This window comes from Paraburkholderia phenazinium, assembly GCF_900141745.1.
GTDB classification, from domain to species: Bacteria; Pseudomonadota; Gammaproteobacteria; order Burkholderiales; family Burkholderiaceae; genus Paraburkholderia; species Paraburkholderia phenazinium_B.
This window is the reverse complement of record NZ_FSRM01000001.1, coordinates 3593396-3618989: the sequence shown is the minus strand read 5'-3', so window position 1 is coordinate 3618989 and position 25594 is coordinate 3593396. Positions and strand designations below refer to the sequence as shown.

Here is a 25594-nt window from a genome sequence, read left to right as displayed (position 1 = left end):
TCCGCTTAGGCAGGCCCAGGCTTCTGCTGCGATAGTGCGTTTCGCTCTGCCGATAACTCAGCCATTAGCTTCTCGAGGTCCGGAGCCGGCAACCTGCCTTCCTTCATTCCGAAATCGCACCAATGCGAGTAGGGGTCGAAGCCCGCGTTCCTGACGTCCTGGTTCCGCTCCGCATACCACTGGCTGCTTAGGGCTTCTCTTAACACCTTGGACCCGGGAACGGCGATCGTGCCAATGATTTGAGTAACCACCGGATTTCCTTTGGCCGGTGAACTCACGGTCTGCGCGACAGGAATTTCTTTGGCGGCGGGCTCACTCAATTTCTTCGCCAGAGAATAGACGATTCTTGTCAGCATGGACACTTCCCGTTCGAGCTTCTCGACGGGGCTCAAATCCAGCACATCGTTTTCACCTGGCGGCGGAAAGAGGGCAGTGTCGGAAGGGATCTCCGGGAAGAATGTCGTCTTTACTTTTTCATTGCTCCCGGCGTAAGCATCCAGAATTCTCAGCCGTGTTGTTCGATCGAAAAGATAAGGCTTCGATTTCTTTGGACGGTTCTCCTTGCCGAGGACGCCGTTCATGACGTCGTAGAAAGACGTGTCGTGGATCGACGAGAACTCGTCCCGCACATGGTGTGCCAGAGCAATCAACCGCTCGTCATTGCTTTCATTGATGACGCCGACTCTCTTATGACCTGCGTCGACAGGCAGACCGGTGATGGTGATGAAATCGTCGACAACGTCTGTGTTGTACATGGACTTTCGATCGAACCGGCGGACGTGAACCCGGTCCCGGCCGAAGTCTCGCAACCATGGGCTTAGCATGGCGTACCAGTCGCCGTCGACCGGAACACGGGCCGCGAGGTATTCGTCGATACTCTCGTAAGCCTTTACGTACCATTGCCCCCATGCAGACGAGAGATACTCGTCCTGACGCCGGATGTAGGCAACGATATGCACATCGAAATGTGCTTTCTCTTCCGCAAAGAGGCTCGAAAACGCGTGCTGGTCGGACAGGTTCTCGGCGCTGATCACCAGCGTGTGCAGATTGCTTCTGACCATCTCTTCCTTGAGTGCGGCCAGACGTCGCCGCACGATGGACACCGCGTCCAGCCGGGTAGGCTGATGCGGAGCCTGAGCGGACGGCGACGCGTTGACCAGATTCAGGAAAAAGTTGATTTGCTGACCGGCGATGCTCGCGTTCATCGTCAGGTCGAGGCCAGGAATCAGTACGCCTTGCGCTCTGAGCGATGCCGCGTTGGCACCGAGATAGGCCTGAATCGCAGAGCTGCCGCATTTGCCTGCGCCAATATGAATGATGAGCTTTTGCATGCGCGTGAAGGGGGTATCGAACAGCGGTAAATCGGATCTTGCGTAGGATACCCCGGAAGCGGCCAGCGAAAGAAGTCCCCGCGACCTCACGCGCCGCCGCGCCGCGTGCGCCTACCGAACAGATACGACAGCACCGCGGAGACGAGCAGCGTCGCGCTGACGAAATACAAGCCGAGCGAGTAGTCGCCGCTCATATCGCGCAACCGGCCGATCACCATCGGACCAATCGTGCCGCCGATCAGGCTGCCCATCGCATTGATCAGCGCAATGCCCGCCGCCGCGGCGGAGCCCGACAGGAACTGCGTCGGCATGCTCCACAGAGGCGGCTTTGCCGCATTGATGCCGAAGTTCGCGATCGACAGTCCGACGATCAGCACGATCACCGTGCTTGCGTGTCCAGACATCAGCATCCCGATCCCGGCCGCGAGACACGCGATCGCGACGTGCAGGCGGCGTTCGTTGGTGCGATCCGAATTGCGCGCCCACAGCACCATCGTGACGACCGCGAAGAGATTCGGAATCGCGTTCACGAGACCGAGTTCGAAGTAGCTGAAACCGAAGCGGTGAATGATCATCGGCGCCCAGATGCCGATCGCGTACAGGCCGGTCGAGGTGCCCGCATAGACGAGCGCGAGCAGCAGCACGCGCGGATCCTTCACCGCGCTCCAGACGCTCGACTTGCTCTGCGCCGCCTTGCCATCGCGTTCGCGCTGCATCTCGCCGCTCAGCCATTGGCGCTCGGCGGGCGCGAGCCACTGCGCATCCTCCGGCCGGTCGGTCAGGAAGAAGAACGAGACGACGCCGAGCAGCACGGTTGGCGCGCCCTCGACGAGGAACAGCCACTGCCAGCCGTGCAGATGGGCGAAACCTTCGAGGCTCATCAACGCACCGGAGATCGGCGAGCCGATCATGTTCGATAGTGGCGCCGCCGTCATGAACATGGCCGTGACGAACGCCCGATGGCGCGCCGGAAACCAGTAGCTCAGGTACAGGATGATGCCGGGGAAAAAGCCTGCTTCCGCGAGACCGAGTACGAAGCGCAGCGTATAGAAGCTGTACGGACCGCTGACGAACGCCGTGGCCGCCGACAGAACACCCCACGCGACCATCAGCAGTGCGATCCAACGGCGCGCGCCGATACGTTGCAGCGCGAGATTCGACGGCATGCCGGCAGCGATATAGCCGACGAAGAAAATCCCCGCACCGACACCGAACATGGCCTGCGTGAGGCCGATGTCGTGATTCATCGTGAGGCCTGCGAAGCCGACGTTCACGCGATTCAGAAAGCTCAGGAAGTACAGAACGATGATAAACGGCGTGATGCGCCGCGAGATCTTTCTGACGACGCGAGTCTCCAGCGCGGCGTCCTCCTGCGGATGGACTATGGTGGTGCTCATTCTTGTCTCCTATGTAACGCTATCAAGCGTGCCTGGCGCCTGGTCTTATTCAATGGTGATTCTGCTGCGCCGGCAGATCGATACGGCACCACGGCTGCGCTGCCCAGTGGCGCGTCTCAAAGGCGTCGATCGCCTTCTCCTCGCGCAGCGTCAAGCCGATCATATCGAGCCCCTCCACCAGCATCTGCTTCTGGCGCGCGGGCAGCGAGAACCGATAGTGCTGTCCCGAAGGCGTCAGCACGACCTCGTTCTCAACGTCGATCGATACGTGCTTGTCGCTGCCGTTCTCGAGTTCGGCGACGAGCGCCTCGATCTGCTCAGGCGGCAGTGTGACAAGCAGCAAACGGTTGTTGGTCGAGTTGAAGTAAAAGATCTCGCCGTAGCTCGGCGCGATCACCGCTTCGAAACCTCCCTGCTGCAGGCCCCATACCGCGTGTTCGCGGCTCGATCCGCAGCCGAAGTTCGCACCGCCGATCAGGATTTTCGCGCCCTTGTATTCGGGGCGGTTCAGCACGAAATTCTCGCGCACATGGCCATCCGCATCGAGGCGCAGGTCGTGCAACAGGCCGCGCGCGAGCCCCGATTTGTCGATGCCGAGCAGAAACTGCTTCGGCATGATCTGGTCGGTATCGAGGTTGTTGACCGGCAGCGGGGCGGCGGTGCCCGCGATCATGAACGGCTTAGCCATGAGTCAGCTCCTTGCGAATGTCGACGATGCGTCCGGCGATCGCGGCAGCGGCGGCCATCGCGGGGCTCATCAGATGGGTTTTGCTGTCGCGCCCCTGGCGCCCTTCGAAATTGCGGTTCGTCGTGGATGCGCAGCGCTCGCCCGGTGCGAGCACGTCGTCGTTCATCGCCAGACACATTGAGCAGCCCGGCTGGCGCCATTCGAATCCGGCCTCTATTAGCAACTGCGCGATGCCCTCGCGCTCCGCCTGGTCACGCACCATGCCCGAGCCCGGCACAACCATCGCGCGCACCGTCGATGCTACTTTGCGGCCTCGCACGACGGCGGCGACCGCACGCAGATCTTCGATCCGCGCATTCGTACACGAGCCGATAAACACGCGATCGATCGCCGTGCCTTCGATCGGCGCGCCACCAGGCAGTCCGATGTAGTCGAGCGCCTTGCGCATCGTCGCGACGTCGAGACCGGAGCCGTCCGTGGCGTCGGCGTTGGGAATGCGGCCGTCGACCGGAATCGCCTGGTCCGGGCTCGTGCCCCACGTGACATAGGGCGCGACGCGCGTTGCGTCGAACCGGTGTTCGACGTCGAAATGCGCATCGGCATCCGAGCGCAGTTGCGACCACGCTGAGCGCGCGGCGTCTAGAGTTTGCGCATCGAGATCGCGTACCTTGCTGCAGACATAGTCGAGCGTCGTGCGGTCCGGTGCGATCAACGCGGCGCGCGCGCCGGCTTCCACCGTCATATTGCAGAGGGTCATGCGCGCCTCGGCGGACAGTGCGGCTATCGCCTCTCCTGCGTATTCGACCGCGTATCCGCGCGCGCCTTGCGCGCCGATCTGCGCAATGATGTGCAACACGACGTCCTTCGAAGTCGTGCCCGGTTGCAGCGTGCCGTCCACGACGATACGCATGTCTTTCGCGACGCGGTAGACGAGCGTCTGCGTGGCCAGCACGTGCTCGACCTCCGAGGTGCCGATGCCGAATCCGAGCGCGCCGAGTGCGCCGTAGGTGGTGGTGTGGCTGTCGCCGCACAGCACGACCATGCCGGGACGGATCAGTCCGATCTCGGGCGCCACGACGTGCTCGATGCCTTGCATCGCATCGGTGACGTCGAACAGATGAATGCCATGCTCCGCACAATTGCGCGTGAAATTCGTAGCCTGTTTTGCGGCGTCGACGACCTCGATCGTGCGCGCGCGAACCGGCACCGGCCGCGTCGGAATCACGTGATCGACGATACCCATCTGCTGATGCGGACGCCGCACGCGCAGGCCTTTCTCACGCAGCCCCGCGAATGCCTGTGGGCTGGTGTACTCGTTCATGATGTGCAGATCGGCGTAGAGCACAACGTGCTCCGCGTCGATGATCGATACGGTATGCGAATCGACCAGTTTCCGGTAAAGCGTTTGTGAGGACATGATTGAAACCCGACTGGTAAGGATCAAACGTACGGATCAGGAGCGAATCAGCGCTGAAGAAATGCCAGCACGCGTTCGAGGAGTAACGCCGGCACTTCTTCGGCAATGTAGTGACCGCAAGGCAGCGCCTCGCCGCTGACGTCGGCATTCCAGTGACGCCATTCCGCCAGCGGATCGAAGCACTTGCCGACTGCGCCGTCCGCGCCCCATAGCGCGAGGAACGGTGAGACGATGCGCTTGCCTGCCGCAAGATCCGCGCGGTCGTGCTCGAGGTCGATGGTGATCGAGGCCCGGTAGTCTTCGCAGATCCCGTGCGCGGTGGCCGGATCGGAGAGGCAACGCAGATAGGCGGCGTAAGCCTCGGACGTGAACGGCTTGAGCCCCGCGCTGCGGGCACCCATGGTCTGCTTCAGATAGAGGTCGGGGTCGGCGCGGATCAGCGTTTCGGGGAAGGGTGCGGGACGTACGAGAAAGAACCAGTGCCAGTAGGCGCGCGCAAATTCGAATGAGGTCTGTTCGTACATCGCGACGGTCGGCGCGACGTCGAGTGTTACGAGTTGCGTCACGACATCCGGATGGTCGATCGCCATCCGTGCCGCGACGCGTCCACCGCGATCATGACCGACGACCGCAAACGACGTGAATCCATGCGCGCGCATCAGTTCGACCTGGTCGAGCGCCATGCGGCGCTTCGAGTAGTTGGCATGGTCGTCGGCGCCTTGGGGTTTGTCGCTGTCGCCGTAACCGCGCAGATCGGCGGCGATCACCGTAAAGTGCTCGGCCAGGGTGGGCGCGACTTTGTGCCAGATCGCGTGGGTTTGCGGGTGACCGTGCAAGAGCAGCAGCGCGGGGCCGCGTCCGCCCTTGATCGCGTGAATCCGGACGCCGTCGACGGTTGTCGATGCGTCGCAGAACGCTTCGAACATGGTTGTCTCCTGAAGTTGTTTGCAGTCTAATTCATGCCATGGGCGATTGGGTTTCCACAAAAGCAATCCGGTCGTAACTTTAAGGAACGAATGAGCCTGGGCAGGGAGTGACGCGATGGATGGCTTTTCCGATCTGAATCTGTTTGCGCTGGTTGCGCGCAACCGCAACCTGGCGGCTGCGGCGCGCGAGCTAGGCGTGACGCCGCCCGCCGTCAGCAAGCGGCTAGCGCAACTGGAGCAGCGCCTTGGCGTGCGGCTGATGAACCGGACAACGCGGCGTCTTTCCCTCACGCCGGAAGGCGAGCTCTATCTCGCCAACGGCTCGCGCATCCTCGACGACCTGTCGGAACTGGAGCATCTCGTCACGCGTAGCCGTGGCGAACCTACGGGTCTGCTGCGAGTGAATGCGTCGTTCGGTTTCGGACGGACACATATCGCACCCGCGGTATCGGAGTTCGTCGAGCGCTTTCCGTCGATGAAGATCCAGTTGCAACTGACTGAGCGGCCGCTGAGTCTGCAGGAAGAAGGCTTCGACCTCGGCATCCGGTTCGGCGAGGTCCCCGACGCGCGTATCAACGCTCGTCTGTTGCTGAAGAACCGGCGCATCGTGTGCGCATCGCCGGCGTATCTGAAGCGGCATGGCCAGCCCTCCGTGCCGCACGACCTGACCCGCCACTCGTGCATTGTGCTGCGCGAGAATGATTCGGCGTACGGAACATGGCATTTCTCGCGGGGCAAGCGTGCGGAGACGGTGAAAGTCGATGGTTCGCTGTCGAGCAATGACGGCAGCATCGTGCTGCAGTGGGCGCTCGATGGACGCGGTATCGTTGCGCGCTCGCAGTGGGAGATCAGCGGCCATATCGAACGCGGAGAACTGGTGCCGCTGCTCGTCGAATGGGCCCTCCCGAACGCCGATATCCACGCAATCTACCTCGAACGCAACAGGCTGTCTGCCAAGCTGCGCACGTTCGTCGACTTCCTGGGCGAGTACCTGCGAAGTGCGTTTGACGGGGGAGTAGAAACAGGCGGCATGGAGACTTCCAGATGAGATCTTTGGTCGCGTGCACTTCGCTCTGTACACCCAGGCTATTATCGACGCTCATGCCAACTGTTCCGTTGGCGTGAGTGTCAGGATGCTGCCCTCAAAACCAGTTCGTGCTGCGTGTTTCTGAAAGGAGATTGCGATGACTGAGCTCGTAACATGCTTGTGGTTCGATCAAGGTAAAGCGCACGAAGCGGCAGAGTTTTACGCCGCCCACTTTCCGGACAGCCATGTCGACGCGGGTCATGTCTCGCCCATACCGGGCATTGGACAAGGCGCGGAGTTGATGGTCGACTTCACCGTGCTCGGCCAGCGCTTTCTTGGCCTGAACGGCGGCTCCAATTTCAAGCCGAACGAGGCGGTCAGTTTCATGATCTACACGGATAGCCAGGAAGAGACCGACCGGTATTGGAATGCCATTGTCGACAATGGCGGAGAGGAAGCGCCTTGCGGCTGGTGCAAGGACCGCTGGGGCTTTTCGTGGCAGATCACGCCGAGGCGGCTAATCGAGCTTGTCGGCGGCAGTGATCGTGATGCGGGACGGCGTGCGATGGAAGAGATGATGAAAATGAAGAAGATCGATATCGCTGCCATAGAGCGCGCAGCGGCACCTCGAGAATGAACGCGCATCCTTCCAGGCCACGAGCCCGTCACGCGCGCATCAAGGCGCGTCTCGTGTTCAAATGCAGTTTTCATGGAGACACGCATGGTTGCTGACGATCGACAAAAGGGTAGCGGTAACGGTGGCCCAGCCAAACGTGGCCCGGCCAGACACTACACGGTGCGAGACTTCTTTCGCAAACCCGACAAGCATTCGTTCACGATCGCTCCCGATGGAAAGCATCTGTCCTTTCTTGCGCGACACGCCGGCCGCCAGAATGTATTCGTGCAGGGCATCGATGCTGAAGGCAATCCCATAGGCGAGCCGCGTCCGTTGACCAGCGAGACGGAACGGGACGTGCCCGGCCACGCATGGAAAGGCAACGACCACATTCTGTTCGTCAAGGATTTTGGCGGAGACGAGAACTTCCACGTGCTGTCGGTGCCGATCGACGGCGGCGAGCCGCGCGATCTGACGCCGTTCGATGGCGTCAAGGCCGACATTGTCGATGACCTGAGGGATGACGACCGGCACGTGCTGATCCAGATGAATCGTCGCGATCCGCAGGTCTTCGACGTCTTTCGTGTTGACGTCATAACAGGCGAATTGACACCGATCGCCGAGAATCCCGGCAATGTCATGGGTTGGCTAACTGACCACCAGGGGCGGTTGCGCGCCGCGATCGCATCCGATGGTGTCAACCAGACGCTGCTTTACCGTGACACCGAGGCAGAGGCTTTCCGGGCCATTCTGACGACGGACTTTCGCGAGACTGTTGCGCCGCTGTTCTTTACCTTCGACGACAAACGCTTATACGTGTTGTCGAATCGGGGGCGCGACAAAGCCGCATTTTTCGAGTTCGATCCGCAGACGGGTGAAGAGGGTGCGTTGCTGTTCGAAACCGCGCATGTCGATGTGGGCGATCTCGCGTATTCAGAACATCGGCGCGTGCTGACAGCTGCGTCATACATCGACGATCGGGTTCATCGCCACTTTTTCGACGACTGGGCGCGAGACGTCATGGCCGATCTTGAGCGGCAATTGCCGGATCAGGAAATTAGCATCGCGAGTATCACGCGCGACGAGTCGCGCGCGATCGTGCGTACCACAAGCGATCGGTCGGCCGGCTCCGTGTGGATCTACGATGTCGCGCGTCGACAGCTAGCCAGGCTTGCGGACATGATGCCGTGGCTCGATCCAGCCGATATGGTCCCGATGTCGCCGATTCGCTTCACGGCACGCGACGGCCTGCCACTCAGTGGATATCTGACGTTGCCCGCGGGATTCGAGCTGGGGCAGGATGTCGCCGAGCGCTTGCCGCTGGTCGTCAATCCGCACGGCGGTCCCTGGGCGAGAGACATGTGGGGCTTCAATGCCGAAGCGCAACTGCTTGCGAATCGCGGCTATGCGGTGCTGCAGATCAATTTCCGCGGTTCCACGGGATACGGACGCGCTTTCTGGGAGGCCAGTTTCGGGCAATGGGGCCGGGCGATGCAGAACGATATCGACGACGGCGTCGACTGGCTCGTGTCACAAGGGATCGTCGATCCGGCGCGTATCGCGATCTACGGCGGCAGTTACGGTGGCTATGCGACGCTGGCGGGCGTCACGTTTACGCCGGACCGATATGTGGCGGCCGTCGATTATGTCGGGGTATCGAATCTCTTCACGTTTCTCGAATCGATGCCTCCGTACTGGAAGCCGATGCTCGATATGTTGTACGAGATGATCGGCGACCCGCGGACCGAAGAGGGCAAGCAGGCACTGCACAATGCGTCGCCGCTGTTCTTCGTGGACCGGATCGTGACGCCGCTTCTTGTTGCGCAAGGCGCCAACGATCCGCGAGTCAAACAGGCAGAGAGCGATCAGATCGTCGACGCATTGCGGGCCCGTGGTGTGGATGTCAAATACATCCTCAAGGAAAACGAAGGGCACGGTTTTCACAACGAAGAGAACATGTTCGAGTTCTATGAGGCGATGGACACGTTCCTTGCCGAGTATCTGGGCGGAGCCGCGAAGAAGTGAGCGGATCTGCAGCGGGACAACCACGGCGTCGCCTCAGCACCGAGGCGCGCGAACAGCAGATCGTGGAAGGCGCGGTGCAGTTCTTCTCGGAGCAGGGACTGGGAGGGCAGATGCGCGACCTCGCCAAAGAGATCGGCATCACGCATCCTCTTCTTTACCATTACTTCCCGACCAAGCAGGCGTTAATCGAACGGGTCTATGAGGAAGTTTATCTAGGCAGATGGAAGCGCGAATGGGAGCAGTGGGTGGTCGACGCCGAGGTGCCGCTGGAGCAACGCCTGACGCGTTTCTATATCGACTATGCCCGCACCATCCTGACGCGCGATTGGGTCCGCATCCTGCTGTTGTCGGGCATGAACGACAGCTACATCCCCAGGAAGTATCTGGCCTTGCTCAAGCGTCGACTGTTCCCGCTCATCATTCGCGAGACGCGCGTCCATCTCGGCCGGCCCTCCTCTCGAAAGCTCGACGATGCCGAACTCGAGCATCTGTGGGGACTGCACGGCGGCATCTTCTATATTGGCATTCGCGTGTTCATCTATGGGCAGCCTTTTCCGCGGAACCTCGACCGGATCATCGGCGATCGTGTGCATGCGTTCATGAAAGGCGCCGGCGACATTTTCATTACCTAGAAGCGCTTACCGTCCCCAGTGCGATCAATATTTTTTCGGGCGTGATCGGGTGGGACGTAAGCCGGGCATTGAACGGCGCGAGTGCATCGTTTATCGCGTTCATGACGGCCGCTGGTGCGCCCGCCGTGCCCGCTTCTCCTGCTCCCTTGGCACCAAGCTGTGACGTTGCGGTAGGCGTTTCGATGTGCGCGACCTCGATGTCGGGCATCTCGGCGGCCATGGGGACCAGATAGTCGGCCATGTTGCCGTTGCGAAGCGAACCGCCCGCGTCGTAAAGACATTCCTCGAACAGCACGCCGCCAATTCCCTGCACCACGGCACCGCGAATCTGCTCGTCCGCCAGCATCGGATTGAGCACTCTGCCGCAGTCTTCCACTACCCAATGCTTGAGCAGTTTGACCATGCCGGTTTCCACGTCCACTTCGACATGCGATACGTGCACGCCGTTAGTGAACACAAAGGGATAGTCGCGCTGGGCGTAGTGCCGCGTCGCTGACAGTTCCGGATGAATGCCGGGCGGCAGGGTGTCCGGGCGGAAGTATGCCTGGGTAGCGAGGTCGACGAGGCGCGCAACGGTTTCGCCCGTCGCGGTGTCCACGACAGCGCCGTCTGCCAGTGTGAGGCCGCTGCGCTCGCGCTGATGGAGGCGGGCCGCAAAGTCGATCACCTGTGCGCAGAGTGCGATCGAAGCCTGCAGCACCGCTTCGCCGCCGATGCCCGCGCCGCGGGAGGCCCAGGTGCCACCGCCATAGGGCGTAACGCCGGTATCGCCGGTGACGACCCGGACGGAGCCGATGGGCATCGACAGCGTATCTGCCGCGATCTGCGCGAAGATGGTTTCCGTGCCCTGGCCCTGTTCGCCCACACTGACCAGCACGCTAATTCCGCCCCCCGCATCCAGCCGTACCGTTGCTCCGTCCTGCGCGGCAATCCGTGCTCCGCCGACGCCGTAGAAAGCCGCGCCGGGGTTGGTCAGCTCCACCATGCTGGCGATGCCGATACCCCGGTATACGCCTTGCGAACGCAGCGTGTGCTGTTCCTCGCGAAGCCGCCCGTAATCGATCATCTCCTCGATCTCATCCAGACATGCCTCGTGTGACAGACCCTCGAGCTTGATGCCCGAAGCGGCGGTGCGCGGATAGCTGTCGTCGCGCATGACGTTCATGCGCCGCAACGCCAGCGGATCGATACCGAGCCGCTGGGCCGCAAGATCGACGATGCCTTCGGTCACCGCACACGCGATGGGGTGGCCGACCCCGCGGTACTGGCTCATCGGTGACTTGTTCTGAAAGACGACGCGCAGGACTGCACGGTAATGTTCGTGCTGATACGGCCCGCCGGTGATATTGAGCACCTGGTTTCCCTCGATGCCGCTGGTCCTGGGATACACGGAGTAGGGCCCGACACCGCTCAGATCGTCGATTTCGAAGCCGACGATGCGCCCGTCGGCCATCGCGGCGAGCCGCGCGTGAACGCGATGCTCGCGCGCATGGATGTCGCTGGCGAAGGACTCCAACCGGTCCGCAACGAACTTGACGGGCCGCCTCAGGCTTTTGGCTAATGCCACTGTCGCAAAGTCGTCGGGATAGGAATGGACCTTGATGCCGAAAGAACCTCCCACGTCCTTGCAGATAACGCGCACCGATCCCTCCGGCAAATCCAGGTGCCGGGAGTAAAGATCCTGCATCATGTGCGGTGCCTGGTGCGAGTGATATACGGTCAGGGTGTTGTCCGCGGCATTGAAGTCCGCGAGCACCGAGCGCGTTTCCATCGTGACGCCGGTATGACGGCCGAAATGGTAGGTTTCCTCTACAACCAGGTCTGCGCTTGCGAAGGCCGCGCTCACATTGCCCGTGTCGATGGTGCGGGTGAAGCAGAGATTGTCGCCAAGCTCCGGATGAATCACGGGAGCATCGGCATCGAGGGCGTGCTCCATGTCTGCCACGACCGGCAGCTCCTCCCATTCCACCTGCAGGTACGGCATGGCATCTTCCGCTTCACGGCGCGATTCGGCCACCACCGCGTAGACCGGCTCGCCTTGCCAGCAAAGATGGCCCGGTGCGAGCGGGTACTGGACCGCCGACTTCATCCCCGCGAGGTGCGACAAGGTGGCCACCCACGGCTTGCACACGCCTTCCAGATCGCTCGCCTGATAGATGCCGATGATGCCCGGCATCATGCGCGCGAAGCTGCTATCGAAGGCGGTGATACGCGCATGAGCGACGGGGCTGCGCCAGTAGACCACATGCGCCATGCGCGGCAGCGCGATGTCATCCACGTAGGTGCCGCGTCCCTGCAGCAGCCGGCGTGCATTCGGCCGGGCGACTGCGCTGCCGATATAGCGGCGTTCATCAAGCCCGATGTCGTTCTGCTGGCGTTTTCTCAGCATGATGGCACCTGTGCCGCGGTGCGCTGCAGGCGGGCTTCGAGAACGTCCGCGATGGCGTCGACGATTGCCTGGTATCCCGTACAGCGGCAGTAATTGCCGGACATGAATTTGCGGATCTCGTCGCGATTGGCGTGCGGTTTCTGTTCGATCAGTTCGGCCGCGGCGATCAGCATGCCCGCTGTGCAGAAGCCGCACTGCAAGGCATTTCTCGCATGGAACGCAGCCTGTAGCTCGGCGAGGTCACCGCGGTCGCTGGCGCCTTCGATCGTTTCGACGCGCGCGTTCTGCGCCTGTACCGCGAGCAGCAGACAGCCGCGCACCATCCTGCCGTCGAGCCGGACCGTGCAGGCCCCGCATACACCATGCTCGCAGCCGACCCGCGCGCCTTTGATCTGCAGCGAGTCCCTGAGAAAGTCGATCAGGTGCGTACGCGGTTCGACCTCGCAGCTAACCGCGCGGCCGTTCACTTCAAGCCGGATAGTCATGCGCTCAGGCATGTTGGTCTCCTTCGTGCCGAACTTCGATGCGGGCCTCGGCGAACTTGTGCAGCAGACGTTTCAGGACCACGCGGGACAAATGCAGCTTGGTTTGCGCGGAGTGGTAGAGATCGGCGGCCGGATCGATGTCGAGCGCGTCGGCGAATTGCGACGCCGTGTTGCGGGTCAAAGCGGTCGTTTCCAGCAAAGCCTCCACGGCATGAGCTCTTTCGGGGACATTGCCAGTGCCCAGAAAGACCACCCGTGGATTTTCAATCAGCCCGTTGGCCGTCATGCCGCCCGTGACCGCTGCGCCGACGATGGCGTAATCGCCATGACGCCGGACCAGTTCGTCAAACTGATGATTCGATGCCGCAGTCGCCACGGGCACTTCGCAGGCAAGGATGACCTCGCCTGGCTGCAAGGCGGTGGTGTACAGGTCGAGGAAGAAGTCGTCGGCGTGGATCCGCCGCTCGCCAGTGGCGCCGGAAACGATCACCCAGCCACGCAGCGCGACCAGACAGGTGGGCCACTCGGCGGCGGGGTCAGCGAATGCGATCGAACCGCCGAACGTCCCGAGGTTGCGGATCGCCCGGTGAGCAACGTGCGGCGCAACTTCCGAGAGCAGCGGCGCGTGGCGCCGCACGAGATCCGAGTCTTCGATTTGCGCATGAGTGACAAGCGTGCCGATCCGCAAGTGATCGCCGGAAACGCTGATGCCGCGCAGTGCGTCGAGGGCGCCGATATCGATCAATAGCTGAGGTTCGGACAAGCGCATGTTGAGCGTTGCCAGCAGCGTCTGCCCGCCGGCAATGATCCGGGCCTCATCGCCGTACTCTTCGAGCAGTGCAAAAACCTGGGCTATTTCCCGAGGGCGTACATAGTCAAACGCGGCTGCTTTCATGAGCGAGTCTGCCTTTACGCAAGATGCGTCAGGAGAAGCGTTGTGAGCACACCGAGCGCAAACCATCCGGCCCGCGCCAGTTCGGGCGCGAATCGCCCTTCAGGCCATAGCGACGACGGCGAGGTGTTGGGCCGGCGTTCCGGCGAGGGGGGCGCGTTCGTCGGGCGAGCCGCGGCTTCGGCGACAAGCGGGGCATCATCGGCAATCGCGCCTCCGCTGAGTTGCCGTTGCAGGCCGGCGAAGAACTCGTCGGCCATTTTTTTCGCGGACGAATCGATCAACCGCCCGCCGATCTGTCCCAGCTTCCCGCCGACGGACGCTGCCACCGAGTAGGTCAGCCGCGTGCCACCGGCCTCATCCGACAACTCGACGTTCGAAGAGCCCTTGGCCGACCCCGCGCCACCGCCCACGCCTTCGAACGAAAGCTTGCAATGCCTGGCCGGATCGACCTCGGACATGAACATCTTGCCGGTAAACCTGGCGCGCACCGGACCCAGCTTGACCAGAATCCGCACGTGCGTTTCTTCATCCGAAACCCGGGCGACGTCCTCGCATCCGGGGATGCAGCGCTGCAGGACCGCGGGGTCGAGAAGCGCTTCCCATACGGCGCTTCTCGGCGCCGCCATCAACTGGTTGCCGGACAATTCCATCTGCCGCCTCCTGATATAAACCCCAATTTCATGCGCTATTCTGCGCCTTATTAACCGGTTGGTAAATATGGGAGTGTTTTTAGACGCGTTGCCGGATCATGTGAAATCGCAGCGCGACGCCCGCTTAACGGGGGATTTGATGGGGTCAGGATGGCCCAAACGAGGGCAGTGGGGATGCCAGGTGCGCGGTTCCGGCGCCGGTAGTACGCGCCGGGTCGAGATTGCCGACCTTGAAGCCCGCCACAGCGTGACGCAGTTCCTGAGCCTGATCGGCCATCGACTGCGCCGCCGCCGAGGCCTCTTCGACGAGCGCAGCGTTCTGCTGGGTTACCTGGTCCATTTGCGTGACCGCCCGGTTGACCTGCTCGATGCCAGTGCTCTGTTCTTGCGATGCCGACGAGATTGCGCTCATGATCTCGGTCACGCGCTTCACGGCATGGACGATTTCTTCGATCGTATTGCCGGCCTCTTCGACCAGCCTGGCGCCGGCTTGTACCCGATCCACTGACTCGCCGATAAGCGCCTTGATTTCCTTGGCGGCGGTCGCGCTGCGTTGCGCGAGATTGCGTACCTCGCTGGCAACCACAGCGAAGCCGCGGCCTTGCTCGCCGGCTCGCGCTGCCTCGACCGCTGCGTTGAGCGCGAGGATATTGGTCTGGAACGCGATGCCTTCGATGACGTTGATAATGTCGGCCACTCTGGCGGAGCTGCTGGAGATCCCGTGCATCGTCTCGACGACGCGTCCCACGACTGCCCCGCCACGCTGCGCGGTATCAGAGGCGCTATTGGCCAGCGCGCTCGCTTGCAGGGCATTTTCCGTGTTGTGATGAACCGTGCTCGTCAGTTCTTCCATACTCGTGGCAGTTTCCTGGAGCGACGCGGCCTGTTCTTCGGTCCGCTGCGAGAGGTCGAGGTTGCCTGCCGCTATCTGCTGCGAGGCAGTGGCAATCGAGTCGGCAGAATTTTTAATCGTGCCGATGGTTCGCGTGAGGTGGTCCTGCATGAGCTTCATTGAAAACAGCATGCTCGAGCGGTCACCCGGCGCGGTATCGACTACGGCGGTCAGATCGTTATTGGCAATCCGGTTGGCGATTTCAGCGGCGTAGGATGGCTCGCCACCCAGGCTGCGCCGCACGTTGCGGCTGATGAGCAGCATCGCCGCCGAGACCAGCGCGCCAATCGTGAGAACGATCAGCAGGTATTGCAGCAACATGGCATGAAACAGGTCGTCGATGTCGTTCAGATAGAGACCCGATTCGATATACCAGTCCCATGGTTTGAACCGTTTGACAAAGGTGAGCTTGTTCGCGGCGACGTAGCCTGAGGCCTTCTGGATACGCCCCAGATACTCGACGTAGCCTTGCCCATGCGCCTGCGCCGTCTGCACCATATTGACGAAGACCAGCGTGCCGTTTGGTCCCTTGAACGCGCTGACATCCTTGTTGCGTAAATCAGGCAGGGTGGGGTGCATGAGCACGACGGGATGCGAGTCGGTGACCATCACGAATCCGTCCTTGCCGTAACGCATCGACTGCAGGCGGGCCAGCGCCTGCTTCTTTGCCTCATCCTCACTGATTGCATGCGTCGCCGCCTGAGCGGCGAGATCGTCGACTACACCGGTTGCTGCTTCAACGATGTTCTCGATGGCGCTCTTGCGATCGTCGAGCATCCTCTGGCGCGATTCCCACGCCGTGGAGCAGGCTAGCAACAGTAGCCCGATCCACATGATGACGAGGACCGACCATAGTTTCGCATTCAGGCTCAGGCGGCTCATGGGTGTCTCCTGCACAGCGACCTGTGGAAAGGAACTTCTTTTTGTTAGCAGCGTCTTGCGCGCGCCGTCACGACAATAAAGCCGGTCTCGTACCCAACGTTCAGACCTGATCCGGCGAGGCGTGCACGAGGCGGTGTACCGCTTCTACGACGGCTTCCGGGCTTGCCTGATTGAGGCCGGCGATATCCAGCGCGCTACCGTGCGCCACCGAGGAAAACAGGATGGGCGTGCCGATCGTCATGCCTGCCGTCCGGTTGGTAGCCAGCAGCTTGGCGGCGATATGCCCTTGATCGTGGTACATCACGATGAACGCGTCGTAGCCGGACTTCTTGAACATCGTATCGGCGCCGAATGGACCGTCGACATCGAGCCCGCGCTCGCGTGCCGCTTTCAGCGCGGGCTCGATGATGCGAGCCTCATCGTCGCCAAACATGCCGCTTTCGCTGGCGTGCGGATTAAGACCCGCGACAGCGATCCGCACGGGCTTGCCGTGGCGTGCGAGCACCGCATGCGTTGCCGTGATCACGCTCAGGACACGTGCCTCGGTAATCAGATCGAGGGCGTGGCGCAGACTCACGTGCAGCGTCGTATGCACGATGCGCGTGGAATCGAAGCACAACATCAGATAGGCGTCGTCGACGGGCGTGCCCGTGCAACGCGCGACAAACGACGGATAACCGTCGAACTCGATGCCCGCCTCCTTGATGGCGTACTCGGTCTGCGGGCAGGCGACCACGGCGCGGACGTCGCCCGCCATGGCGGCTTCGATGGCGACGCGTGCCGACTCGATAGCCGAGCGTCCATGCGCCGCCGCGATCTTGCCGACACGCAGCGGTTCGGCCGAGAAGTGGTCGAGCGCCATGAGCGTGACATCCGAGGGACCGGTAATCGCCGGCTGCTTCGCCGACTGAACCGAATGAATGTGAGCATCGATCTGGCTGGCCTTCGCGTGATAGGCGAGTGCCTGAGCATCGCCCACGAGGATCGGTTCGCAGATTTCCAGAACGCGTGGGTCAAGCGCCGCTTTGAGCGCGATTTCCGGGCCAATCCCGGCGGGGTCGCCTAGTGCGATGGCAATTTTGGGGCGGCTCATTTACTCGGACTCCACCAGTTCGATTCCAACCTCATCGTTTTCCACATAGGTCTTGTACGTCTTTAGCGGGATCATGCATGGCGGCGCCACTACTTCACCCGTGCGGATATTGAAGGCGCCATTGTGGAAGTCGCATTCCACGACTTCCCCATCGATACACCCCTCCGACAGTGAACCTGGGCCATGTGTACAGGCGTCGTCCGTGACCAGATAGTCACCGGCGACATTGAACACGGCGAGCGTCAGGCCTTGCTTCTCGATCTTGATGGCCTTCCCGGAACTGACATCTGAAACTTTACAAAGCCCCATGCGGGTACACGACTGCGGCATCGGAAATCTCCGTTTGACAAAGGATTCGAGCGGATGATAACTTTGTTCTATTGAAAAGAACACTGTTCCTATATATGGAACATGTGAAATTTGAGGTCCTCCTGGCACGGCGCCGGACGGAAGAATTGCTATCAAGAACGCAAGGGCAAAACATGTTGAGGAAAGAACAAAACGATCTGCTGACGCAAACGGGTAATGGCACGCCGATGGGCGAGTTGTTCCGCCGTTACTGGTTGCCGGCGCTGCTGGCCGAGGAAGTTGCGGAAGCGGGTGGGGCGCCGGTCAAACTGCAGTTGCTGTCGGAGCGGATGCTGGCGTTTCGCGATTCCGAAGGACGTCTCGGCCTGATCGACGAGTTCTGTGCGCACCGTGGCGTATCACTCTGGTTTGGGCGCAACGAGGAGGGCGGCATTCGCTGTCCGTACCACGGCTGGAAGTACGACGTGAACGGCCAGTGTATGGAAGTACCGTCGGAGCCGGCTGAAAGCGGCTTTTGCAACCGCATCAAACTCAAGTCGTATCCGCTGATCGAGCGCGGCGGCATTGTCTGGGTGTATATGGGTCCGCCGGAAGATCAGCCGCCCCCGCCGGAATTCGAGTTTGCGACGTTGCCGCTCGGTCGCAGCTTCATTACCAAGCGCTTTCAGGAAACCAACTGGCTGCAGGCGCTCGAAGGCGGCGTCGACTCGAGCCACGTCTCGTTTCTGCACAGCGCCAGCCTGCATCACGACCCCTTGTTTAAAGGGGCAAAAGGTAATCAGTACAACCTCAGCGACCTGAGCCCGGTGTTCGAGGTTGTCGACACAGAGGGCGGCCTTTTCATCGGTGCGCGCCGCAATGCGGAGAACGAGCAGTACTACTGGCGCATTACACCGTGGGTGATGCCTTGCTTCACACTGGTGCCGCCGCGCGGCGACCATCCGGTGCACGGGCATTTCTGGGTGCCGATCGACGACGAACATTGCTGGGCCTGGAGCTTTGATTACCACCCGACGCGCGACCTGACGCAGGGGGAAATCCAGGCAATGAAGGAAGGCCACGGCATTCACGTCAAATACGTGCCGGGTACCTATCGTCCGCTGCAGAACAAGGACAACGATTACCTGATGGACCGCGCGGCGCAGAAGGCGGGTCATACATATAGTGGTGTGGAAGGCATTGGCATGCAGGATGCGTCGCTGCAGGAAAGCATGGGAGCGATCCAGGACCGCACCCGAGAAAACCTCGTATCGACCGACAACGGCATCATCATGGTTCGCAACCGCTTGATGAAAGCCGCCCGTGCACTGGCCGAACAAGGGCAATTGCCGCCGGGCCGTGACGCCGCGGCGCAGAGCATCCGTTCGGTTGCCACGGTGCTCGCACGCGATGTTCCGTTCAAGGAAGGCGCGAAAGACGCACTGCGCGCCGAACCGGGCAAGTCCCATACCACGGTCTGATTCCGGACAAACGGCAAAAGCGTCCACTGATGCAAACAGGCGAATCCGAATCCAGGCGCGCTCAGGCGCGATCCTCTTCCTCCGGCTGGCCGGAAGCGCGCTTCCGGATACGGGCAGCGAATGCGTCGCCCCGCACGGCTCGGGTAATCTTCCTGAACGAGGCAGACCCGGAGATGGCCTTGTGCCGCTCGCGGGCGCCGTCGGCGCATATGCGCGTTTCGGGGCCGGCGGAGCTTCATGCGTTCGCCGAGCCTGGCTCAGGCTCGGGCTTCGGCTTCGGCTCGACAGCGGCCGAGCGCCTTGCGCAGTGGGCGGCCCCCGTGGACCTTGTCCTCATCGTCGGCGACGAAGGGGATGATCCGACTGCAGGTGTGCTGGCCGCGCGTGCTTACCGCGGCCGGTCTGTCACGATCTCAGGGCTGATCCGCCGGCGTCTCGGTACCGCGTCGACAGACTCGCGGACCTCGGACACGTTGCGGCCTTTGTGTACGACGATGATGCTGGTGAACGACACCGGCTATCTCGACGATTTGCTGGACGCGCTGGGCGTCGGCGAATAATTGTGGAGTGAGACTTGAACAGTAAAGAATTGAATCGATGGTGGACCGTCGTAGGCGGCGCCATCTGCCTCTCGGTGGGCGCCGGGGTGATATCGGCGTTCATGTTTGGCACCTTCATCCGTGCCATCGCCGCACAGAATCACTGGGGACGATCGGAGGTATCGCTCGGCCTGACCATTTTCGAATTCGCGATGGGGCCGGGCACGATCGTGCTCGGCTCGCTGGTCGACCGCTGGGGTGTGCGCAAACCCACGCTGCTGTTCCTGACGTTGTTCGCACTTTCGATCGCGCTCGTCAGCGTGATGCCGCCATCGGTGCCGCTGTTCTGCCTCGCGTTCGTGCTGGTCGGTTTCTTCGCGCCCGGCAGCAATGCATTGCCTTACGCGAAGGTCGTCTGCGCGCGTTTTGACCGTCATCGCGGCCTTGCTCTCGGCTTGACGGTCGGCGGCACTGCAGTGGGCGGCGCACTGATGCCGCAGTACGCAGGCTATCTGCTGCGAAATTTCGGCTGGCGTGTCGGCTATCTCGGCGTCGCGGTTGCGGTTGCCGCGTTCTCTCTACCCGCGCTGTACTTTCTCGTGAAGATGCCCCGTGACTCGCAGCTCACGCCGCGTACCCGAAAGAACAATGCGGACCTGCCGAAGCTTTCGCAGATCGCGCGGACGAGCCGCAGTTTTCGTCAGCTGGGCTTGGCCATCTTCTGCATGTCGGGGGTGATGCTCGCGCTGCTATCGCAACTGGTGCCGATGATGATGGACCGCGGCGCGACGATTCGTGTCGCAACCAGCATGCTATCGATCGCCGGCCTGTCGTCTGCGGTCGGGCGCTTGCTGGCCGGGTATCTGATGGACCGCGTGCATGCGCCGTATGTGGCTGCGGTGTCGTTCTCGATCACCATGATCGGTGTGCTGATTCTGGCGAACGGCGCTACGGGGACTTCGGCGATGGTGGCGGCCGGTTTGATCGGCGTGAGCATCGGTGCCGAAGCCGACATCATCACCTTCATCGTCAGCCGCTATTTCGACCTGAGACTGTTTGGGCGCGTCTGCGGCGGTATCTGGGCGTGTTGGGGATGGGGCGCCGGCATCATGATCTTCCTGACCGGTCTGTGCTACGACCTGCTGCATTCGTACCACGTCGCGCTGTGGGCTTTTGTCGGGCTGACTGCCGTATCGATCGTGTCGATTTGCCGCCTTGGGCCGTACGTTTATCCCGAGCGGCGGGACGTCTACGCGGCGTATGCACCTGTACCTAATGACGAAGCGGGGGTTCAGGAGCCCGTGCGCTAGGCAGAACAGAAGAGCAGTACAGATGTTCGCGCGGCACGGTGAATTCTCTCCGTGCCGCGCGTTTTGCTACATACGCGTCAGATCTTGAACGACTCGAACGTCTCGGGTGCGAACAGGTCTTCCGGCGTCAGGAGTTTTCTGGAGAGACCTTGCTCGTACGAATAGCGCAGGAACACTTCCAGATTCGCGCGATTCTTCTGCAAGCCGTACGGCCAGAAGTCGTCGCCCATCTCCTTGCGGACTTCCTCGACGTGCGAGTTCAGCCACGGCAGCATTGCCTTTAGGGCAGCAGTCTCGTTGAGGTCTTCGTAGGTTCGGCGTTGCGATTCTACGAGCGCCTTGTAAAGCGATTGTGCGACCCAGCGGTTCGCCTCGTAAATCTCGCGGCGCACGACGACCGTGTGCATGATCGGGAAGAGCCCCGTTTCCTTGAAGTACTCGCGCTCGACATCGACGTAATTTTCGAACAGCCGCGTCACCTTGCCGTCGCCCTTCCGGTACGAAGAGGGCATACGCGCCGTGTAGAGCGCGTCGATTTCGCCGTCGTAGAGCATTTGCGACAAGGTCTTGTCCGGGCCGATCCGTTCCACGCGGATGTTGTCCGGCAAGTCGAGCTTGAGCTTTTCCGAACGGTTCGGTTCTTCTTCGCCACCGGTGAAGTAGGTGACGCTGTCGACCGGCACGCCGTAATGGTCGGACAGAATGCCGCGGATCCAGACCGGCGCCGTCATCTGGTATTCAGGGTTGCCGATGCGCTTTCCAATCAGGTCCTTAGGACTCTTGATGCCAGAGTTCGCGTTGACATAGATGCACGAGTGCCGGAAAAAGCGCGAGGGAAACACCGGGATGGCAATGAACGGCTGCGGATCCTTGAAGCACGACATGGTGTACGACGACAGCGACATTTCCGCCGCATCGAATTCACGGTTGCGCAGCATCCGGAAGAAGGTCTCTTCGACCGGCATGTTCAGATAGTTCAGATCGATGCCGTCGGGTTGGACAGATCCGTCCATCAGCCCGCGAGTGCGGTCGTAGTTCCAGCAGCCGAAGGTGAGTTTAAGCTTTGACACGTGGTCGCTCCTGAGGCCTGCGCAGCGCGCGCGACCGACGGCGCGCGTCGCCGTTGCGCAGTGGGTTCAATAAAACTGATCGAAATGCACGCGATCGAAGGAAATCTTCCGGGCAAGCAACATGCGCTGGATGGCCTCGCCCATTGCCGGCGGTCCTGCGAAATAGATCTCCATGTCGCGAAGGCTGTCGCCGAGCAATGTGTCGGCCAGTTCATGCACGAAGCCGGTGTGGCTGGCAGTAGCGTCAGCATCGCCTGGTTCGGGCGTCGAGACCACCGCATGAAACTGGATTCGTTCGCCGAAACCGGGCAGAACTTCGAGCATGTCGCGGCCGCAGATGTCCTTGCTGGTGCGGGCGCCATACAGGAAGTGCAGTTTGGTGTCCTGAAGATTGGGGTCGAAAGCAAAACCACGGGCGATCGAAATCATCGGTGCAAGACCTGAACCGCCGGCAATGCACACAATGTCGCGCTGCGCATCACGCCGCAGATAGGCGCGGCCATAGGGGCCGTCGATCTCGATACGCATGCCGGGCTGCAAACCCTCGAAGAGCGCGGCGGTACCTTTTCCGCCCGGCACGCGACGCACCTGGAACTGCAGGGTCAAGGCCGGCGCTTCAGCGACATTGCTCATCGAATACGCGCGCACGCCGGTCACGCCGGGCAACGTCAGCAGTGCGTACTGGCCGGGTTCGAACGGCAGCGGTTCGTCGAGCGAAAAGTGGAATTCGTGAATGTCGTGCGTAATGGGCCGGCTTTGCGTCAAGGTCGCCGCCACGCGGCGCGGCCGATGCACGGGCGCGTAGAGCGCCGAAGGCCTGACCTTGATCGTGCAGGCGGAGCCAGGCACCGACTGGCAGCCCAGAAAACGGCCGCGTTCGCGGTCCTTGTCGCTCCAGGCCGGTGCTTCGGCCCAGCGTTGCTGAAGCTCGCCGTCGACGAGCTGGAACTTGCAGTTGCCGCAGGCGCCCACATTGCATTCATAGGGAAAGGCAATGCCTGCGCGCAGCGCGGATCGGAGAATGGTGTCGTCGGGCGGGCAAGAAAATGTGACGTCGCCCCCTTCCAGGGTAATGCAATGAGTCAGTTCAGACATGGATCCACTATTCCCCTTCCGGGCAGGAAACAAGATTTATGGGCGCCGGTATCCCAGTCGGGTCGAGATACCTTCGGCGGCGTTGATCAATAGCGGAGTGAATCCGCGCAATGCTTTTTTGGTGAGACGTTGAGTCGGACCGCCGACGCTGATGGCGGCTACAACCTGTCCGGTCAGATCGCGAACGGGCGCGGCAATGCCACGCATACCGGCTTCCGACTCTTCGTCGTCCATCGAAAAGCCTTCGACGCGAACCTGTTCGAGCACCTTGAGCAGGGCGGCCGAACTCGTATTGGTGTTCAGCGTGCGCGCCACGAGACCTTCCTTGATGACCCGGCCGACCACGTCGGGCGCGCTATGCGCGAGCAGGACGAGACCTTCGGACGTGCAGAAAGCGGGCTTGCGCACCCCGATGTATGACCGCACCCGGATGGCCTGATTGCTCTCGAGGTTGAACAGATAAATGATGCTGGTGCCGTCGAGGATGGCGAGGTGAACAGTCTCATCGGTCTTCTCTCTTAATTCGTGAAGGAACGGCAGCGCCTGGGTGGACACGGTGAGCCGCCGGCGCACGAGCGCGCCGAGCGCGAACAGTTCGATCCCCAGCCGATAACGGCCATTCTCCAGGTTCTGCTCTAACAGCCCCTCGGCAAGCAATGTCGTGGCAAGCCGGTGCGCGGTGCTCTTGGCGAGTTTCAGCCGCTTGGCGAGCGTGCTGATACCGATTTCCGGCTCTTCCTCCGAAAATGCCTTGAGCACGCGGACCGCCGCGGTGACCGATGACAGCCGCCCCTCTGCAGGACTTTCAACCGCCGCTTCTTTCGGACGCGACGCCTCAGATGCATTCGTTGCCATAGACTTTACCTCAAAAGTTATTGAATGGAACATCGTTCCGTATAAGGGAACATTGTGCAGTTTTTGACAGGATCTGTCCAGTAGCGGACGTGACTGCTCACGAAGACGAAAGTGTTGCGGCATGCCAAATGATATTCGCTCCACGGCGGCCTGGCGAATTGACGAAAGGCCTCCCACAACCGCGCGGCGCATGGCTCTGACTCGAAAATGGAAGGGCCGCTGGAAACGCTCTCAGGGCTTACCCTGGCTGAATATTTCTTGACACAGATCAATGGAGATTGCCAAATACCACCGCTCGCAAACAGGAACGACGTTCCGTATAAAGGAACGTCAAGCGAGCGGTGCGGAGCGATGCCGGCCGACGGGGACGGCGCGCGTCTAGCGTGGGTGGTGGTGGCGAGCGGTAGGGATGCCAGCTTGCGAACACCGTCTGACACAGGTTTGTTCGGCGCAGTTGCATCAAAAAAACACGAGGAGATAGCAGGATGCGAGCAGGACTGTTGGGGCTTTTCGCAGCACTGGGTTTGACCTTTACCGGTGCCGCGTATGCGCAAAGTAGTGTCACGCTGTTTGGCCTGATGGACAACGGCGTCAGCTATATCAGCAACGAGCACGGGCATGGCCTCGTCAAGGCCAATGACGGTGTGTTCACGCCGAACCTGTGGGGCATCAAGGGTATCGAGGATCTGGGCGGCGGACTCAGGGCGATCTTTCAGTTGACCGACCAGTTCTCGGTCAACACGGGCAGCATCACACCCGGTCAGCAATTGTTCTCGAAGACGTCGTATATCGGCTTGCAGGACGACCGCTATGGAACGTTCACGATGGGTAGCCAGTACGACTTCATGGCGATGTCGCTGTGGGCGTCGGGTATCGATACGGCCGACGACGGCGGCTTCTTCTTCGGCTTTCCGGCGGGCCCGTTCCAGCGTCTCGGCATTCCGAACAATCCCACCGGCGAACTCGACTGGGATCGCAGCGAGGGCACGGCGATCGCCAACACGGTCAAGTATCTGAGCCCGTCGTTGGGCGGTTTGACGGTCGGCGCCATGTATGGCTTCGGTAATGTGGCGGGGTCGGTCGGCACGGGCAATTCATCGAGCTTCGGGCTTGACTACCTGGTGGGCAATCTGAAGCTCGGTGCGGCCTATACCGATGTGAAGTATGTGGTCACGGGCGGCCCGCAGGTGAGCGTACGCAACTGGGGTGTGGGCGCCTTGTACACGTTCGACAACATCACGCTGCACGGACTGATCACGACCGTACACAACATGGGTAACGGTGCTGCCGCGGCTGAAATGTCAGGGGGCGTGCGCTGGCAATTCACACCGACCTGGATGTTGAGTGGCGAGTACATGTACCTGAAAGGCAATACGTTTCTCGACAACAATCACGCCAATCAGGTCGGCGCAACACTGTTCTATATCCTCTCGAAACGTACGACGGTCTACGTGAGTTCGATCTATCAGATCGCCAATGAAGGCGCTTCGGCGGAAATCAGCGGCATCACGGATACCGGTCCCGGTTCGAGCAGCAATAGCCAGACCGTGTTCCGCGTGGGTATTCACACGGTGTTCTGAGCGGTGGCTTGAAAAGCCTCGCGCAACGCCT

General features: G+C 61.3%; 23 protein-coding genes. 8 read left to right on the top strand and 15 right to left on the bottom strand.

What is annotated here, in order from left to right:
- Positions 1–5: 5 nt before the first annotated feature.
- The 5 genes from BUS06_RS16185 to BUS06_RS16165 all read right to left on the bottom strand — a co-directional run bounded on the left by BUS06_RS16185 (position 6) and on the right by BUS06_RS16165 (position 5759).
- A complete protein-coding gene (locus BUS06_RS16185) occupies positions 6–1331 on the bottom strand; it encodes a hypothetical protein (RefSeq protein WP_074265188.1) in 1326 nt (441 codons plus the stop codon).
- Positions 1332–1417: 86 nt separating this feature from the next.
- Entirely contained in the window at positions 1418–2728 is a 1311-nt protein-coding gene (locus tag BUS06_RS16180; RefSeq protein WP_074265187.1) for an MFS transporter, read from the bottom strand.
- A gap of 49 nt (positions 2729–2777) precedes the next feature.
- Positions 2778–3416, bottom strand: coding sequence for a 3-isopropylmalate dehydratase small subunit (leuD, locus tag BUS06_RS16175; RefSeq protein WP_074265186.1), 639 nt, complete (start codon positions 3414–3416; stop codon positions 2778–2780).
- Positions 3409–4833, bottom strand: a complete 1425-nt coding sequence (leuC, locus tag BUS06_RS16170) for a 3-isopropylmalate dehydratase large subunit (protein WP_074265185.1) — start codon at positions 4831–4833, stop codon at positions 3409–3411. The genes leuD and leuC overlap by 8 nt, the downstream gene beginning before the upstream one ends.
- 47 nt (positions 4834–4880) lie before the next feature.
- The gene (locus tag BUS06_RS16165) at positions 4881–5759 is read right to left on the bottom strand and encodes an alpha/beta fold hydrolase (RefSeq protein ID WP_074265184.1); all 879 of its coding nucleotides are present in this window, start codon (positions 5757–5759) and stop codon (positions 4881–4883) included.
- Between the two features lie 115 nt (positions 5760–5874).
- On the opposite strand from BUS06_RS16165, the gene BUS06_RS16160 reads away from it, so the two are divergent.
- From BUS06_RS16160 to BUS06_RS16145, 4 genes are all read left to right on the top strand, one after another.
- Positions 5875–6807: a LysR family transcriptional regulator gene (locus BUS06_RS16160; protein WP_074265183.1), complete on the top strand. Its 933-nt coding sequence runs from the start codon at positions 5875–5877 to the stop codon at positions 6805–6807.
- Positions 6808–6943: 136 nt separating this feature from the next.
- Complete coding sequence (locus BUS06_RS16155) at positions 6944–7423, top strand: VOC family protein (protein WP_074265182.1); 480 nt, start codon at positions 6944–6946, stop codon at positions 7421–7423.
- A gap of 84 nt (positions 7424–7507) precedes the next feature.
- Entirely contained in the window at positions 7508–9427 is a 1920-nt protein-coding gene (locus BUS06_RS16150; RefSeq protein WP_074265181.1) for a S9 family peptidase, read from the top strand.
- Positions 9424–10059 (top strand): TetR/AcrR family transcriptional regulator, encoded by a 636-nt coding sequence (locus BUS06_RS16145; RefSeq protein WP_074265180.1) that lies wholly within the window; start codon positions 9424–9426, stop codon positions 10057–10059. Before BUS06_RS16150 ends, BUS06_RS16145 begins: the two co-directional genes overlap by 4 nt.
- Here the strand turns inward: BUS06_RS16145 and BUS06_RS16140 are convergent.
- From BUS06_RS16140 to BUS06_RS16110, 7 genes are all read right to left on the bottom strand, one after another.
- Positions 10052–12448, bottom strand: coding sequence for a xanthine dehydrogenase family protein molybdopterin-binding subunit (locus tag BUS06_RS16140; RefSeq protein WP_074265179.1), 2397 nt, complete (start codon positions 12446–12448; stop codon positions 10052–10054). The two genes, BUS06_RS16145 and BUS06_RS16140, sit on opposite strands and share 8 nt — an antisense overlap.
- A complete protein-coding gene (locus BUS06_RS16135; protein ID WP_074265178.1) occupies positions 12442–12945 on the bottom strand; it encodes a (2Fe-2S)-binding protein in 504 nt (167 codons plus the stop codon). Before BUS06_RS16135 ends, BUS06_RS16140 begins: the two co-directional genes overlap by 7 nt.
- Positions 12938–13828, bottom strand: a complete 891-nt coding sequence (locus BUS06_RS16130; protein ID WP_074265177.1) for an FAD binding domain-containing protein — start codon at positions 13826–13828, stop codon at positions 12938–12940. The genes BUS06_RS16135 and BUS06_RS16130 overlap by 8 nt, the downstream gene beginning before the upstream one ends.
- Positions 13829–13842: 14 nt before the next feature.
- Entirely contained in the window at positions 13843–14478 is a 636-nt protein-coding gene (locus BUS06_RS16125) for an SRPBCC family protein (protein WP_074265176.1), read from the bottom strand.
- 145 nt (positions 14479–14623) lie between these two features.
- The gene (locus BUS06_RS16120) at positions 14624–16252 is read right to left on the bottom strand and encodes a methyl-accepting chemotaxis protein (protein ID WP_074265175.1); all 1629 of its coding nucleotides are present in this window, start codon (positions 16250–16252) and stop codon (positions 14624–14626) included.
- Between the two features lie 100 nt (positions 16253–16352).
- Positions 16353–17345: a PdxA family dehydrogenase gene (locus tag BUS06_RS16115; RefSeq protein WP_074265174.1), complete on the bottom strand. Its 993-nt coding sequence runs from the start codon at positions 17343–17345 to the stop codon at positions 16353–16355.
- The gene (locus tag BUS06_RS16110; protein WP_074265173.1) at positions 17346–17675 is read right to left on the bottom strand and encodes a non-heme iron oxygenase ferredoxin subunit; all 330 of its coding nucleotides are present in this window, start codon (positions 17673–17675) and stop codon (positions 17346–17348) included.
- Positions 17676–17827: 152 nt separating this feature from the next.
- On the opposite strand from BUS06_RS16110, the gene BUS06_RS16105 reads away from it, so the two are divergent.
- Genes BUS06_RS16105 through BUS06_RS16095 form a run of 3 tightly spaced genes read left to right on the top strand, consistent with a single transcriptional unit; the run spans position 17828 to position 20963 of the window.
- Positions 17828–19114, top strand: a complete 1287-nt coding sequence (locus tag BUS06_RS16105) for an aromatic ring-hydroxylating dioxygenase subunit alpha (protein ID WP_074265172.1) — start codon at positions 17828–17830, stop codon at positions 19112–19114.
- A gap of 29 nt (positions 19115–19143) precedes the next feature.
- A complete protein-coding gene (locus BUS06_RS16100; RefSeq protein WP_143787533.1) occupies positions 19144–19674 on the top strand; it encodes a hypothetical protein in 531 nt (176 codons plus the stop codon).
- A gap of 14 nt (positions 19675–19688) precedes the next feature.
- Positions 19689–20963, top strand: coding sequence for an MFS transporter (locus tag BUS06_RS16095; protein ID WP_254368857.1), 1275 nt, complete (start codon positions 19689–19691; stop codon positions 20961–20963).
- Positions 20964–21040: 77 nt separating this feature from the next.
- Here the strand turns inward: BUS06_RS16095 and BUS06_RS16090 are convergent, their stop codons facing one another.
- From BUS06_RS16090 to BUS06_RS16080, 3 genes are all read right to left on the bottom strand, one after another.
- The gene (locus BUS06_RS16090) at positions 21041–22033 is read right to left on the bottom strand and encodes a substrate-binding domain-containing protein (protein ID WP_074265171.1); all 993 of its coding nucleotides are present in this window, start codon (positions 22031–22033) and stop codon (positions 21041–21043) included.
- Positions 22034–22099: 66 nt separating this feature from the next.
- Positions 22100–23128 carry a 2Fe-2S iron-sulfur cluster-binding protein gene (locus BUS06_RS16085; protein WP_074265170.1) on the bottom strand — a complete coding sequence of 343 codons (1029 nt, stop codon included), beginning with the start codon at positions 23126–23128 and terminating at the stop codon, positions 22100–22102.
- A gap of 36 nt (positions 23129–23164) precedes the next feature.
- On the bottom strand, positions 23165–23983 hold the full coding sequence (locus tag BUS06_RS16080) for an IclR family transcriptional regulator (protein WP_074265169.1): 819 nt from the start codon (positions 23981–23983) through the stop codon (positions 23165–23167).
- Positions 23984–24468: 485 nt separating this feature from the next.
- Here BUS06_RS16080 and BUS06_RS16075 point away from each other — a divergent pair, with 485 nt between their 5' ends.
- The gene (locus BUS06_RS16075; RefSeq protein ID WP_074265168.1) at positions 24469–25563 is read left to right on the top strand and encodes a porin; all 1095 of its coding nucleotides are present in this window, start codon (positions 24469–24471) and stop codon (positions 25561–25563) included.
- Positions 25564–25594 lie beyond the last annotated feature (31 nt).

Bases quoted from the DNA above. Each gene is read 5' to 3' on its own strand.
- BUS06_RS16185 (WP_074265188.1), bottom strand. From the start codon at position 1,331: ATGCAAAAGCTCATCATTCATATTGGCGCAGGCAAATGCGGCAGCTCT.
- BUS06_RS16180 (WP_074265187.1), bottom strand. From the start codon at position 2,728: ATGAGCACCACCATAGTCCATCCGCAGGAGGACGCCGCGCTGGAGACT.
- leuD (WP_074265186.1), bottom strand. From the start codon at position 3,416: ATGGCTAAGCCGTTCATGATCGCGGGCACCGCCGCCCCGCTGCCGGTC.
- leuC (WP_074265185.1), bottom strand. From the start codon at position 4,833: ATGTCCTCACAAACGCTTTACCGGAAACTGGTCGATTCGCATACCGTA.
- BUS06_RS16165 (WP_074265184.1), bottom strand. From the start codon at position 5,759: ATGTTCGAAGCGTTCTGCGACGCATCGACAACCGTCGACGGCGTCCGG.
- BUS06_RS16160 (WP_074265183.1), top strand. From the start codon at position 5,875: ATGGATGGCTTTTCCGATCTGAATCTGTTTGCGCTGGTTGCGCGCAAC.
- BUS06_RS16155 (WP_074265182.1), top strand. From the start codon at position 6,944: ATGACTGAGCTCGTAACATGCTTGTGGTTCGATCAAGGTAAAGCGCAC.
- BUS06_RS16150 (WP_074265181.1), top strand. From the start codon at position 7,508: ATGGTTGCTGACGATCGACAAAAGGGTAGCGGTAACGGTGGCCCAGCC.
- BUS06_RS16140 (WP_074265179.1), bottom strand. From the start codon at position 12,448: ATGCTGAGAAAACGCCAGCAGAACGACATCGGGCTTGATGAACGCCGC.
- BUS06_RS16135 (WP_074265178.1), bottom strand. From the start codon at position 12,945: ATGCCTGAGCGCATGACTATCCGGCTTGAAGTGAACGGCCGCGCGGTT.
- BUS06_RS16130 (WP_074265177.1), bottom strand. From the start codon at position 13,828: ATGAAAGCAGCCGCGTTTGACTATGTACGCCCTCGGGAAATAGCCCAG.
- BUS06_RS16125 (WP_074265176.1), bottom strand. From the start codon at position 14,478: ATGGAATTGTCCGGCAACCAGTTGATGGCGGCGCCGAGAAGCGCCGTA.
- BUS06_RS16120 (WP_074265175.1), bottom strand. From the start codon at position 16,252: ATGAGCCGCCTGAGCCTGAATGCGAAACTATGGTCGGTCCTCGTCATC.
- BUS06_RS16115 (WP_074265174.1), bottom strand. From the start codon at position 17,345: ATGAGCCGCCCCAAAATTGCCATCGCACTAGGCGACCCCGCCGGGATT.
- BUS06_RS16110 (WP_074265173.1), bottom strand. From the start codon at position 17,675: ATGCCGCAGTCGTGTACCCGCATGGGGCTTTGTAAAGTTTCAGATGTC.
- BUS06_RS16105 (WP_074265172.1), top strand. From the start codon at position 17,828: ATGTTGAGGAAAGAACAAAACGATCTGCTGACGCAAACGGGTAATGGC.
- BUS06_RS16100 (WP_143787533.1), top strand. From the start codon at position 19,144: ATGCAAACAGGCGAATCCGAATCCAGGCGCGCTCAGGCGCGATCCTCT.
- BUS06_RS16085 (WP_074265170.1), bottom strand. From the start codon at position 23,128: ATGTCTGAACTGACTCATTGCATTACCCTGGAAGGGGGCGACGTCACA.
- BUS06_RS16080 (WP_074265169.1), bottom strand. From the start codon at position 23,983: ATGGCAACGAATGCATCTGAGGCGTCGCGTCCGAAAGAAGCGGCGGTT.
- BUS06_RS16075 (WP_074265168.1), top strand. From the start codon at position 24,469: ATGCGAGCAGGACTGTTGGGGCTTTTCGCAGCACTGGGTTTGACCTTT.